This window comes from Pseudomonas sp. LBUM1674 (assembly GCF_059695635.1).
Map to the genome: position 1 here is coordinate 3989985 of NZ_CP166779.1, position 12745 is coordinate 4002729.

The window sequence follows — 12745 nt, forward strand, 5'->3', positions numbered from 1 at the left end:
AGACCCTACCACTCGCCTCGACGGTGATGGGTGACCCAACGGTACATGACCATGCTGTCCGAATGACTGGGGGCGACCCGGATTTGAAAGGATGATTTGAAATGACCGGGTGCAACCACCCATCAGCTCGATCCCGCGCCCGCGGCAGGCAACTAGACTTCACACGGGGGATGAAATCAACGTACCTCAAATCAGGAGATCTGTGATGAACAGAACATCTTGGCTGGCGTTGGTAGTGGCAGCAGGGGCAATTTCAAGTTGCGCGAGCAGAACCGAGATTGTCGATGTCCCCCTTGATGCGACCCCGCAAAACGCAGAGCATATCGCTCGAGCCACCCTCAGCCTGGTGGGCAACCAAACCAGCATCTGGCTCACCGTCGGTGGTGTCACCCACGACATGGCCGTATCCAGCCGCCTCGACACCGCTATCTACGCAGGCTCCTGCCAGCAGCTGAGCGCACAGCCTGCGTACAGGACCCATCAGGCCAACGGCGTCGACTATCCATCGCTCGCCCCGCGAACCCGGCATTGGGCTCAGGCACCGGTGGCGCTGAGCGAACTGACCCAGGGTGACTATGCCTTGCTCGTTCGCACCAGCCCGGCAGACGGCAGCCGCCCTCTTTTCTGCGGCAACATCAGCGCTGGCTAGGGGCGAATCGAGCAAGCTGTTCGGTACCGTGGCCTGCGCAACTTCAGCCAGGGCACGGTGACGCCTCAATCACTGCAGTCCACGAGCGTAGAAATGCGGGTTGTCCAGGCCGGGCTTGCCATAACGCAACGCATCGCCGGCCAGGGTGCAGACCTGTCCGCCGGCGGCGACCAGCACTGCATGCCCCGCGGCGATATCCCACTCCATGGTGCGCCCCAGGCGCGGATATAGGTCCGCCTCGCCGGCAGCCACCAGGCAAATCTTCAGCGATGATCCGGCACTTTTCAGTGAGCGCACCTTGCGTCCGTCGAGAAATTTATCCAGCGCCTCGGCATCGCCGTGGGAGCGGCTGGCAACCACGTCCATTCCCTCCTCCGTCACCGCCCGACAATGGATGGGCTGGCGCTGTCCGGCCTGTTCGATAAAGGCTCCGCAATCACGGGCACCGGCGAACAGACGCTCCAGCGCGGGCGCCAGAACCACCCCCAGCACCGGTTCGCCGTTATCGATCAGGGCGATATTGACGGTGAACTCGCCGTTGCGATTGATGAACTCCTTGGTGCCATCCAGCGGGTCCACCAGCCAGAAACGCTGGCCCACCTCGGGCACCTGGCCAGCGGCGGCAGCCTCTTCGGAAATCACCGGAATCTGCGGTGTGCGCGCCGCCAGGGCCGGCAGAATCAGGGTCTCGGCGCGCTCGTCAGCTTCGGTCACCGGGGAGGTATCGACTTTCCCGCGCACCTCGAAATCCGAGCGGTACACCTCCAATACCAATTCGCCCGCTGCGCGGGCAATACCGATGACGTCTTCGAGCAGAACAGCCATTGACTCGTTCATGGGGTTTCTCCTGTTTTTGTTCTTCGTATGGTCCATACGGCCTATGCGCCGTTTTCCGGATCGGGGAACAGTACAGACATCCGCAACACCGCCAATCAGCAAATGGATGTTTAACAGGAGTTCCTGTGCCCCACGGCAATCAGTTATCCGTTCCTCAGATCAACAGGCTCCGCCTGCGCGCCGTGCAGTTGCGCATCGCCGGAAGCACGCTCAAAGCCATCAGCCAGGACACAGGGCTCTCTTCGCCGACCATCATCGCCGCCTACAAGGCCTGGCAAGTCGGCGGCTGGATTGCCGTGCCCGTGCGCGAGCGCGGGCGCAAGCAAGGCGAAGGCCGCAGCCTCTCTGTTCAGCAGGAACAGAACATCTACCAACTGCTGGTCAGCACACTGCCGGAACGGCACCAGTTACCGTTCCTGCTCTGGCAGCTGGAGGCCATGCAGGCACTGGTCAAGCGCCTGCATGGTATCGACTTGCCAGAACGCACCGCCGCCCATTATTTGCAACGCTGGCAGCTCAATGCCGAGCGCCCGGCCAAACATATCGCCAAGGCTTCGCTGGCCGTGCAGCGCTGGTACCGCAGCACCTACGGACACATCCTTGACCAGGCTCGCGCGCAGAACGGCGAGATCCTCTGGATCGACGACTACGGTGCACCCAACGACCAGGGCAAACTCAGTTATGGCGTACTGCGCGCTGTCAGCAATCGCGGCAAGGTCCTCTGGCTGCCTTACGAAGACGGGCTGCGCGCGCCCCATCTGGTCGAATTCTTCGACCGCCTGCATCGCTCCGCCGAACGCAAGGTGTTCGCCCTGCTCTCGGGCATGCACTGGCAACGCGCGGCCGCCTTCATCACCTGGGCCGGCGAGCGCGCCGACCGGCTGCTTCTGTTTCACCTGCCGCAAGCCAGCGAAATGCTCAGCGGTGCCCGCGAGCTGGCGACCCACATCGGCCAGGCTGCGCGCATCAGCCATGACGATGCGCTCGACAACGTGACAGGCGTCGCGTCCACCCTGCCCCACAACCCCATGCTGCAGATGTTGCGCCTGATGTTAAAACATCAAGTCGCGCATAAGTCCGAACCGCGGCAGTTGTACGTTGATAAGCGACAACAACAAAAAGCGAAAGGAAAATCTATGACGCTTACCCACCTGCAACGACTGGAAGCCGAAAGCATCCAGGCCATGCGCGAGGTTGTCGCCGAATCCGACAACCCGGTCATGCTCTACTCCATCGGCAAGGACAGCGCGGTCATGCTGCACCTGGCCATGAAGGCCTTCTACCCGGCCAAGCCGCCCTTCCCTTTGCTGCATGTCGACACCACCTGGAAGTTCCAGGAGATGTATCGCTTCCGCGATCAGATGGTGGCCAAACTGAACGTGGAGCTGTTGACCCACACCAACCCCGAAGGCATTGAAATGGGGATCAGCCCGTTCAAGCACGGATCGCAAATCCACACCGACATCATGAAGACCGAAGGTCTGAAGCAGGCGCTGGATCACTACGGCTTCGACGCGGCTTTCGGCGGCGCACGCCGCGACGAGGAAAAATCGCGGGCCAAGGAACGGATTTTTTCCTTCCGCTCCGACCAGCATCGCTGGGACCCGAAGAACCAGCGGCCGGAGCTCTGGCACCTGTACAACACCCGTAAACACAAGGGTGAGTCGATCCGCGTGTTCCCCCTGTCCAACTGGACCGAGCTGGACATCTGGCAGTACATCCACCTGGAAAACATCCCGATCGTACCGCTGTACTTCGCCGCGCCGCGCCCGGTTGTCGAGCGCGACGGGATGCTGATCATGGTCGATGACGAGCGCATGCCACTCAACCCGGGTGAAGTGCCGATGGTTCGCAACGTGCGCTTTCGCACCCTCGGTTGCTACCCGCTCACCGGTGCCGTCGAGTCCGAAGCCGACACCCTGCCCAAGATCATTCAGGAAATGCTGCTGACCCGCACATCCGAGCGCCAGGGACGAATGATCGACCACGACTCGGCCGCATCGATGGAGAAGAAAAAACAAGAGGGGTATTTCTAATGGCACACGTATCTGACCTGATTGCCGAGGATATCGAGCAATACCTCAAGGCCCACGAGCACAAAAGCCTGCTGCGCTTCCTGACCTGCGGCAGTGTGGACGATGGCAAGAGCACCCTGATCGGGCGCCTGCTCTACGATTCGAAAATGCTCTTCGAAGACCAGATGGAAGCGCTGGAGGCCGACTCGAAAAAAGACGGCACCCAGGGTGGCGAACTGGACTTCGCCCTGTTGGTGGATGGCCTGGCCGCCGAGCGCGAACAAGGCATCACCATCGACGTGGCCTACCGTTTTTTCTCCACTGACCGGCGCAAGTTCATCGTTGCCGACACCCCAGGGCATGAGCAGTACACCCGCAACATGGTGACCGGTGCCTCCACGGCCGACGTGGCCGTGGTGATGATCGATGCACGACGCGGCGTCCTGACTCAATCCAGGCGTCACAGCTATCTGGCCTCGCTGCTCGGCATTCGCAAGGTGGTATTGGCGGTCAACAAGATGGACCTGATGGACTATTCGGAGAAAGTGTATAACGCCATCGTCGATGACTACCGCGCCTTCGCCAAGCAGATCGGTCTACAGGATTTCACCGCCATCCCGATGTCCGCGCTACGGGGTGAGAACATCACCGAGCAAAGCGAACACATGCCTTGGTACCGCGGTACCACGCTGATGGGTTACCTGGAAACCGTCGAGATCGACGAGGCGCACCAGCAGAAACTGTCGTTCCGGATGCCGGTGCAGTGGGTCAACCGCCCTAACCTGGATTTCCGTGGCTTCACCGGCACCATCGCCAGCGGCGTGATTCGTCCCGGTGACCGTGTTCGCGTGTTGCCGGGCGGACAAGAGAGCCGTATCTCGCGCATCGTCACCCTCGACGGTGACTTGCAACAAGCCGTGGCCGGACAGTCCATCACCCTGACCCTGACCGAAGAAGTCGATTGCAGTCGCGGCGATGTGCTGTCCACCGCAGAAGACCCGACCAGCGTGGCCGACCAGTTCCAGGTCAGCCTGATCTGGATGCACGAGCAGGCCATGCTCGCCGGTCGCCCCTACCTGATGAAAATCGGCGGCAAAACCCTGCCGGTGACCTTGTCGGTGCCCAAGTACAAGGTCAACGTCAACACCATGGAGCACTTGGCGGCCAAAGAGCTGGCGCTGAACGAGATCGGCGTGTGCAACCTCTTTACCAGTCAGCCGATCGCCTTCGATGCCTACAAGGACAACCGTGAAACCGGCAGCTTCATCCTCATCGACCGTCTGACGAACGCCACCGTTGGCGCGGGCCTGGTCGAGTTTTCCCTGCGCCGTTCGCAGAACATTCATATGCAGCACGTGGATGTGAACAAAAAAGCGCGCGCCGAACAAATGGGCCAGCAGCCCGTGCTGCTGTGGTTCACCGGTTTGTCGGGCGCCGGCAAGTCGGCCATCGCCAACCTGCTGGAAACCCGGCTGTACGCCCGCGGCCGGCACACCTACTTGCTCGACGGCGACAACGTGCGCCACGGCCTGAACCGCGACCTGGGCTTCACCGATGCCGACCGGGTGGAAAACATCCGCCGGGTGGCCGAGGTGTCCAAGTTGTTCGTGGATGCCGGGATGATTGTGTTGACGGCCTTCATCTCGCCGTTCCGTTCCGAGCGTGAGATGGCGCGCGAGCTGCTGCAAGAAGGCGAGTTCATCGAGATATTCGTCGACACGTCGCTGGCCGTCGCTGAAGAGCGCGATCCGAAGGGCCTGTACAAGAAAGTTCGCCGCGGCGAGTTGAAGAACTTCACAGGCATCGACTCGCCTTACGAGGTGCCGACCAAGCCGGATATCCATATCGAGACCAGCAAGCTGACACCGGAGGGCGCAGTGGATCGCATCATCGCGGTGCTGACCGAGCGCGGCATCATCGGTAAAGAGTTCTAGCCCCATCGCCCGGTTCGCCGGGCGTTTAACGATCGCCTCGAGTAGTGCGAAAGGACGACACGAGGCGAATAAAACAGTGGCCCTGTTGTGGGCCGATGAATCCGGTTCGGGCGCCTCTGCGCAGACGTTCACGATCCGGGTTCGACTAATCAAGAGAGTCTAACAATGACAATCAGCTCGATTGACGAACAACAGCTATTAAGTGGCCAGACCTGGGCCACGTTTTGCGATCACCTCAAGCGCTGCGGCGAGCAGATTCTGCGCCCCGAAGCACCGGCCGATGCGGCCACCCGCGCCGAAGGTTTCCGCTACCTCACGCGCCTGCTGCGCATTGGCCTGGAAATGCACATCGAGTTTGCCGATCCGGCCTTTCCCAGCTTCTTCAAAACCTCCCACGAGACCGCGAAGATCGGTGCCGACAACCCGGACAACCTCTACGAGTACTCGCGCCTGGACGGCACGCTGGAATATCGCATCAAGGGTCAGCGCGGCAGCGTCGCCTACCTGAGTTTCGGCACCCAGAAAGGCGGTTATGAAACCGACGGTACGCTGATCCAGACCGGCTTCATCGATGCCAGCCAGTTAGAAGTCGATGCCCAGGGCAACTTCGAAATCATCCTCAGCCGCGAGCCGAAACCGGGCAACTGGTTGAAAATGGAAGATGCCACCAACGCCCTGATCGTGCGCCAGACGTTTCTCGACCGTCGGATTGAAGTGCCGGCCAAACTGAGCATTGAGCGCATTGGTTCCGATTCCAAGCCACAGGCCCTTGATCCGGCAACCTTCCAGCAAGGCCTGGCGCGGGTCTCCAGTTTCGTGGAGAACACCGCCAGGCTGTTCGCCGACTGGAGCCAAAGCTACCTGCCTCACAGCAATCAACTGCCACCGGCCAACCAGGCCCTGTGCCAGTCAGTGGGCGGCGACCCGAACATTTTCTACTACCACTCGCACTGGGCGCTGGCTGAAGACGAAGCCTTGGTCATCCACATCGACAAAGTGCCGGCGTGCGACTTCTGGAACTTGCAGATCAACAACTACTGGATGGAGTCGCTGGACTACCGCTACCACCAGATCTGCTTCAACAAACACCAGGCCCAATACGACGACAACGGCGGCGTGACCCTGGTCCTCAGCGAGCGGGATCCCGGGCTGAGTAACTGGCTGCAAACCGCCGGCGTACGCCAAGGCACGATGTGCCTGCGCTGGGTCGGTGCCCAGGAGCAATGCCACCCCACCACCCAAGTCGTAAAAATGTCTGCCATCGCGGAGGCCCTATGAACGCGCATACCCTGATTGAAGAGTTGACCGTCGACAGCCTGTTGGCCAGCGCCATCGCGCGCACCGACGGCCTGAGCAATTTTGGCGATGACAACTATCGCGAGTCTCTGGAGGCACTGCTGGTTGCCCTGGCCGCCGAGGCCGGGTTGTCGCAGACCGGCCAGTACTTGCTGCAGGAAAGGCTGGTGGGCCAACTGGTCAATCGCCTGGTGATCGAGGACTACCTTGTCCGCTATCCGCAAATCACCCAGATACAGATCGACGATCCGCTGGTCATCGTCGGCCTGCCACGCACCGGCACCACCATGCTGCAACGCACGCTGGCGGTTGACCCGCGCTTCCACTCGGCGGCCTGGTGGGAGACCCGCTTCCCGGCACCGCTGGCAGACGAAACCCTGGCCGTGCCGGCCAAACGCATCGCCCAGGCCAAGGCCGAGGTCGAGCTGATGGCCCAGGTCATCCCGCAGATCCTCGCCATCCACCCGCTCGATGCCATGCTCTGCGACGAAGAGTTCATGCTCATGGAACACTCGTTCATGTGCGCCATGGACGCCTACGTCAACGTGCCCAGCTATACCCGCTGGCTGGATCAGCAAGATCAGCGGCCGGTCTACACCCAGCTGAAAAAAATGCTGCAGTTCCTGCAATGGCAGAAAGGCCAACGGGGTGAACCCGCAGGCCAACGCTGGCTGCTCAAAGCCCCCCAACACCTGCACACCCTGCATCTACTGCTGGATGTTTTCCCGAAGGCGCAGGTGATTTTGACCCACCGCGAACCGGCCCAGACCATCCCGTCAATGGCGAGCATGGCCCACACCCTGTGGCAGATGTACAGCGACAACCCTGATCCGAAAGCCGCCGGCGAACAGTGGAACCACCGCATGGCGCGTGGCATCCGTCACACCATGCAGGTCCGCGACCAGCACGCTGCCGAGCGCTTTCTCGACATCCACTTCGCCGACACCGTGACCCAGCCGATGGACGTGCTGGAAAGGGTCTACGCCTTTGCCAATCTGCCGTTCACCGAAAATGCCCGCGCCGACGCGCAGGGATGGCTGTCGCAAAACAGCCGGGAAAAACGTGCCAGCCACGACTACAGCCTGGAGCGCTTCGGTTTGAACGAGGCGCAGATGACTGAGGACTACAAGGAATATCGCGCCCGTCATTTGAGCGTCAACCACTAAACCCAGGCTGGAGGAAACTTCATATGTTGGATCTAGAAGCAATCGAGCTGATCAAACAGCTCAAGGCGCGCTATTTCCGCGCCATCGACACCTGCAACATCGAGATGCTGCAGGGCATGCTCACCGAAGACGTCGCCCTGTCGTTCAAGAGCCCTGCCTACGAGTTCCACGTCAACGGCCTGGGCGATGCGCTGGACTTCTACCGCACCTCGTTCACCAAGACCCGCCTGGCCACCCACAACGGTCACACCCCGGAAATCGAAGTCGATGGCGACAAGGCTTCGGCCCTCTGGTACCTGAGCTACGTGTTCATCAACCTCGAGGACAACACCCACATGCACGGCAGCGCGATCTACCAGGATCGCTACATCAAGCGCGGCGAGCGCTGGATGATCGCCGAGACGGGCTACGAAACCTTGCTCGAGACTATCCAACCCTTGAGCGAACAGCTGCAGATCACCTCCAGACCCATCAACTGAATGCACAACAGGAGACAGTCATGGCCAGAGCCGAAAACATAGTGACCTCCCACACGGTGGAAATTAACGCCCCCGCGCGGGTGGTCTGGGAAGTGCTCATTGATCTGGACAATTACCACCAGTGGAACAGCTTCTGTCCGAGCATTCAGTGCGGCCTGCAGATCGGCGACGAGGTGCATATGCAGGTACTTGCCCCCGATACCGGCGAAACCGTTCCGGTCTTCGAATACCTCGTGGCCTGCGACCCGGAGCAGCTGTTGTCCTGGGAGCAGCGCCCCGTCCCGGAAAACATGGACGCCGCCCGCCGCGATCAATACATCAAGGCCATCGATGCCAACCGCTGCAGCTATTTCACCACTGATATTTTCCTGGGCCTGAACCAGGACACGATCATGCGTGAACACGGTTCCTGGGTAAAAATCGGTTTCGACCAGATGGCCCTGGATCTGAAACGACGTGCCGAAGAACTGCACGCCAACCGCACCTGAAGCCCCATTCCCGACCAAAACAATAAGAAGGTAATTGCCATGTTGCTGAAAGATAAAGTCGTCATCATTTCCGGTATCGGCCCTGGCCTGGGCATCAAGCTGGCCGTGCGAGCCGCGGAGTATCAGGCGAAGGCAGTGGTGTTGGCCACCCGCACCCCCGCCAAACTGGACCAGGCTGAAAAGGCCATCCGCGACGCCGGCTACAGCACACAGGTCCTGAAAGTCCCCACCGACATCGCCCATGCCGAACAGTGCCAGACGCTCGCCGACCTGACGATCGAGCACTTCGGCCAGATCGACGTATTGATCAACTCTGCCTACGCCCATGGCGCCTGGGGCAGTTCCTCCGAGTCGTCAATGGACGACTGGCGCAAGGCGATGGACGTCAACCTGTTTGGCACCATGCACATGACCCAGGCTGTGCTGCCGCGGATGAAGAAACAGAAGTCGGGCAGCATCGTCATGATCAACACCATGGCCACCCGCACCCCCAACCAACTGGAATCCGGCTATGCCGTCTCCAAGGGCGCATTGAAAACCGCCGTGCAGTACCTGGCCCAGGATCTCGGCCCGTTCGGCATCCGCGTCAACTCCGCCTTCATGGGCTGGATGTGGGGCGCACCGGTGATCGGCTACTTCGAGAGCGAAGCCAAGCGCCTGGGCGTCCCGATGGAGTCGCTGGTCGACCAGGTCGCCCAGCAGATTGCGTTGCGCAAAATCCCCGAAGACAACGACTGCGCCATGGCCGCCCTGTACCTGGCCAGCGATTACGCCAAGGTCATTACCGGCGCGCAACTGGATGTCAACGGCGGCCACTTTCTGCCCTGTTAAACACTTCAAGGCGACAGGGATGTCGCCTTTTTTTGTGGGTGTTGATTGAACGTCACCCAGCCAGCTCTTCAGCCTGGGCGGGTGACGTGCCCGGCACGCGCCGCCCCTAGCGGAAATTCAGCCAGTTCGGAACGCTCTGGCTGATGGCGACACAGCCTGCGTATTGCTTGCAGGCTTTAAAACTGGGCGATTGCGCTGGCGGGGAGACCAGCACGGTCCCCCCCAGGAGGAACAGGAGCAACAAGCAAACGTGATAGGCAAGAAGACTTTTTGTTTTCATTGTCAGTGCTCTCGTGACCGTTAAGTCGGACCTATGTCATTGCAATAACTCAGGGGGCGTTACCGTTCAACGCTCGTCGACCGTGATGAATTCACGGCGTTCAGCCATGCTCGCGGGCACTTTGTCTTCATCGGTAAAGAACTGTTGGTACCACTCGCGCAGCTGGTAGACCGGGCCGTCGTTTTCCGCCAGCACCGGGTTGTCGATACGGATTTTATGCTTCCAGATATCCACGTCCTGATAGAACGAGGTGCGATTACCCATGATGTACGCTTTGGCCACTTCAATGTTCTGCTCTTCGCTCCAGCCGGGCACACGCTTGACCATGCAGCCGAAACGCAGGTCGAAGCTGTTGGCCGTCACAGGCACATGGCTGTTGAGCAAAATGGCATGTATCCGCACATCGCCGAACATCGAGCTGATGTGAGTGAAGTGGGTCGCCGGGCCGTAGTAGGCCGACGGTGCGATCAGATCGCCACCCAGGCGCTCGGAATCACCGTGGAAGATCTGGTGGCCGATGTGCCCTTCGAAGACATTGGCGAAGTACTTGGTCGGCGTGCCGTGCACGGGGCCGAAATGCATGGCGTCCACCAGGTTATCGACCAACTCCCGTGGGTTGGTTTCGATCAGCATGGTGTCGATGTTCCAGTCGTGAATCCAGTCCGCGTCGTCCATCTCGGCCAGGTGCGGGATGATCACGCCCTCTTTCGGCGGACGGCCTTCAGGGTTGTTCCAGACGAACAGCAGGTTGTTTTCCACACAGGTCAACCAGCTGCGGGTCTTGGCCTTCGGTGGAATGCGCTTGCAGTAGGGAATCTCGACGCATTTACCGCTGGTATCATATTTCCAGTGGTGGAACGGGCATACCACCGTGTCGTTTTCGATGGTGCCCTTGGACAGGTCGGCCCCCATGTGCGGGCAATGGGCATCGAGGATGCTGATAGCACCCTTGCTGTCGGCAAACGCCACCAGGCGCGTGCCAAAGATATTCAATGTGTGCAACTGGCCATCGCGGTAATCCTCCGCCACGCCCAGACAGTGCCAGCCACGGGCGTAACGGTGAGTACGCTGGGCGTTTTCGATGCTGATTTCAGCGAGTTTCGTCATTGTTATTGTTCCTCGATTGGAAACTTTGGGGAGCAATACCCCCAAAAAAAACAGGGTTGAACCCATAGCGGATATCATTGAGCGTCCCGGCAAGGGATTCATCCCTCACTTGGACTAGATCAAACGAGATCCGCTCTCAAAGGGTTCACCTGTCAGCCTCTGCCATCGCGAATCTGCGTTGGCTATTGGCCAAACCGACGGGCAGCTTCCGGACCGAAATCCCGCGGGCTGAAGCCCGGCTTGTTCAACTGGTAGCCGTCGCGCTGTTCGTTGATCAGGTTGAACGCCAGGTAACTGCCGGCATTGAGGTCGTAGTACAGCCCCACGCCCGCTTGTGGCCGCTGGCTTTCATAGGCGTAGAAAAAGTTCAGCATCGAGGTCCGCCACAGCTCGCCACGGTTGTCGTAGTTATCGGCGAGCATCGGGAACCAGGTGTCTTCGTCGATGTACAACTTGCGTTTGCCGTACAGGTGGCGGTAACCCGGTTTGAGGGTGCCTTCCAGTTCCCAGACCCGATGGCGCTCGTAGCGCATGGCATCCGGGTTGATATGGCCAGGGGTCAGCAGGTTGGCGTACTTGAGGTTGGCCGCATGCAGGCGATAGGTGTTGTAGGGAATGAACATCTCGCGCTTGCCGACAATCTTCCAGTCATAGCGCTGGCCCGAGCCGTTGAACAGACGCACCTCGTCCACGGTGATCGAACCGCCGCTGCCGGGGAACGACATGTCGAAGCCATAACCCGGCGATTGCCGCACACGGCGAGTGCCCGGATCGTAACGCCAGGCCTGGCGAGGCTCGGTCTTGTCGTTCCAGAACTCGGTGCCGGTATTGATCTCGCCCTTGTCCCGTTGTGGCAGCAGGGTTTCGTTGAGGTAGAAGGCCGAGTTACCAACGGTCTCGCCTTTCTTGCCCGGCTCCAGCGACGGCGCCAGGTTGCGCGAATGCACGCGGCCCCAGTTGATGTTGCCGTCCTTGAGCACGTAGGCGTTGTCAGAGGTGTATTCCTCGGTCCAGGCGCGCAAGGTAAAGGAAGAGGCGTTCTTCAACAGTTCCAGACCGCTACGTGGTACCGGAAAGGCTGTGCCGCCGGTTTTGCCCACCACCCCTTCACCGTCATCCACCAGTCGCGCGGTGCTGGCGTTCTCGCGGGTGGCCTGGCAAACCGCGTCGTCGAAACGGAAATCCCGGTGCGAGGGGTAGATCGGCATCTTGTACGTAGCCGGGTACAGCTTGAACAAGGCTTTCTGCCCGTCGGACAGGTAGTCACTGTATTGCGCCAGGTTGGTCGCGGTAATCACGAACAGCGGTTTTTCTTGCGGGTAAGGATCAACCGGATGGTTGCCAGTCCCTTTGAAATCCACGTGCGGTGGCACGCCCAGCCACTTGCCGCTGAACGCCGGGATGCTGCCATCGGCATTGGCGCTCTTGTCGGCACCGATGCAAGTCAAATCCTTGCCCAGGCGCTCCACATCTTCCGGTGCGGCGTTCGCCGTACCGATTGCATTGCATCCCAATAACAACCCCAGCACCCAGGTGGGAGTGGCGTTGGCAGCCCGCGAGACAAGACAATTGGAGGCCAGGTTACTGCCGGTCATTTTTATTCTCCTTGGTTACCGATAGCGGTCACCCAGTATCGGCAGCCCAAGGAACCGGCAGCATCGTC

The 12745-nt window shown here is 60.2% G+C and carries 11 protein-coding genes; 8 read left to right on the forward strand and 3 right to left on the reverse strand.

Annotated elements, in window-relative coordinates; all coding sequences use genetic code 11:
- Window positions 1–205: 205 nt before the first annotated feature.
- The gene (locus ACA067_RS18305; RefSeq protein WP_497457865.1) at window positions 206–649 is read left to right on the forward strand and encodes a hypothetical protein; all 444 of its coding nucleotides are present in this window, start codon (window positions 206–208) and stop codon (window positions 647–649) included.
- 69 nt (window positions 650–718) lie between these two features.
- Here ACA067_RS18305 and cysQ read toward each other — a convergent pair whose 3' ends face one another.
- The gene (gene cysQ / locus ACA067_RS18310) at window positions 719–1486 is read right to left on the reverse strand and encodes a 3'(2'),5'-bisphosphate nucleotidase CysQ (RefSeq protein ID WP_497457866.1); all 768 of its coding nucleotides are present in this window, start codon (window positions 1484–1486) and stop codon (window positions 719–721) included.
- A 1049-nt stretch (window positions 1487–2535) separates the two neighbouring features.
- Between cysQ and cysD the strand changes: the two genes are divergently transcribed.
- From cysD to ACA067_RS18345, 7 genes are all read left to right on the forward strand, one after another.
- Window positions 2536–3522: a sulfate adenylyltransferase subunit CysD gene (gene cysD / locus ACA067_RS18315; protein ID WP_497462803.1), complete on the forward strand. Its 987-nt coding sequence runs from the start codon at window positions 2536–2538 to the stop codon at window positions 3520–3522.
- Complete coding sequence (cysN, locus tag ACA067_RS18320; RefSeq protein WP_497457867.1) at window positions 3522–5435, forward strand: sulfate adenylyltransferase subunit CysN; 1914 nt, start codon at window positions 3522–3524, stop codon at window positions 5433–5435. The genes cysD and cysN overlap by 1 nt, the downstream gene beginning before the upstream one ends.
- A 165-nt stretch (window positions 5436–5600) precedes the next feature.
- A complete protein-coding gene (locus tag ACA067_RS18325; RefSeq protein ID WP_497457868.1) occupies window positions 5601–6713 on the forward strand; it encodes a DUF1214 domain-containing protein in 1113 nt (370 codons plus the stop codon).
- On the forward strand, window positions 6710–7897 hold the full coding sequence (locus ACA067_RS18330) for a sulfotransferase family protein (protein WP_497457869.1): 1188 nt from the start codon (window positions 6710–6712) through the stop codon (window positions 7895–7897). The genes ACA067_RS18325 and ACA067_RS18330 overlap by 4 nt, the downstream gene beginning before the upstream one ends.
- Window positions 7898–7920: 23 nt before the next feature.
- Window positions 7921–8376, forward strand: a complete 456-nt coding sequence (locus ACA067_RS18335) for a nuclear transport factor 2 family protein (RefSeq protein WP_497457870.1) — start codon at window positions 7921–7923, stop codon at window positions 8374–8376.
- Window positions 8377–8396: 20 nt separating this feature from the next.
- A complete protein-coding gene (locus tag ACA067_RS18340) occupies window positions 8397–8864 on the forward strand; it encodes an SRPBCC domain-containing protein (RefSeq protein ID WP_497457871.1) in 468 nt (155 codons plus the stop codon).
- A 39-nt stretch (window positions 8865–8903) separates the two neighbouring features.
- Window positions 8904–9695: an SDR family oxidoreductase gene (locus tag ACA067_RS18345; RefSeq protein WP_497457872.1), complete on the forward strand. Its 792-nt coding sequence runs from the start codon at window positions 8904–8906 to the stop codon at window positions 9693–9695.
- Window positions 9696–10041: 346 nt separating this feature from the next.
- Here the strand turns inward: ACA067_RS18345 and ACA067_RS18350 are convergent, their stop codons facing one another.
- Both ACA067_RS18350 and ACA067_RS18355 read right to left on the reverse strand, forming a co-directional pair.
- Window positions 10042–11082 (reverse strand): 3-ketosteroid-9-alpha-monooxygenase, oxygenase component, encoded by a 1041-nt coding sequence (locus ACA067_RS18350; RefSeq protein WP_497457873.1) that lies wholly within the window; start codon window positions 11080–11082, stop codon window positions 10042–10044.
- A gap of 182 nt (window positions 11083–11264) precedes the next feature.
- Complete coding sequence (locus ACA067_RS18355) at window positions 11265–12677, reverse strand: DUF1329 domain-containing protein (RefSeq protein ID WP_497457874.1); 1413 nt, start codon at window positions 12675–12677, stop codon at window positions 11265–11267.
- Between the last annotated feature and the right edge of the window lie 68 nt (window positions 12678–12745).

Bases quoted from the DNA above. Each gene is read 5' to 3' on its own strand.
- cysD (WP_497462803.1), top strand. From the start codon at position 2,536: ATGTTAAAACATCAAGTCGCGCATAAGTCCGAACCGCGGCAGTTGTAC.
- ACA067_RS18325 (WP_497457868.1), top strand. From the start codon at position 5,601: ATGACAATCAGCTCGATTGACGAACAACAGCTATTAAGTGGCCAGACC.
- ACA067_RS18350 (WP_497457873.1), bottom strand. From the start codon at position 11,082: ATGACGAAACTCGCTGAAATCAGCATCGAAAACGCCCAGCGTACTCAC.
- ACA067_RS18355 (WP_497457874.1), bottom strand. From the start codon at position 12,677: ATGACCGGCAGTAACCTGGCCTCCAATTGTCTTGTCTCGCGGGCTGCC.
- ACA067_RS18330 (WP_497457869.1), top strand. From the start codon at position 6,710: ATGAACGCGCATACCCTGATTGAAGAGTTGACCGTCGACAGCCTGTTG.
- cysN (WP_497457867.1), top strand. From the start codon at position 3,522: ATGGCACACGTATCTGACCTGATTGCCGAGGATATCGAGCAATACCTC.
- ACA067_RS18340 (WP_497457871.1), top strand. From the start codon at position 8,397: ATGGCCAGAGCCGAAAACATAGTGACCTCCCACACGGTGGAAATTAAC.
- ACA067_RS18345 (WP_497457872.1), top strand. From the start codon at position 8,904: ATGTTGCTGAAAGATAAAGTCGTCATCATTTCCGGTATCGGCCCTGGC.
- cysQ (WP_497457866.1), bottom strand. From the start codon at position 1,486: ATGAACGAGTCAATGGCTGTTCTGCTCGAAGACGTCATCGGTATTGCC.
- ACA067_RS18335 (WP_497457870.1), top strand. From the start codon at position 7,921: ATGTTGGATCTAGAAGCAATCGAGCTGATCAAACAGCTCAAGGCGCGC.
- ACA067_RS18305 (WP_497457865.1), top strand. From the start codon at position 206: ATGAACAGAACATCTTGGCTGGCGTTGGTAGTGGCAGCAGGGGCAATT.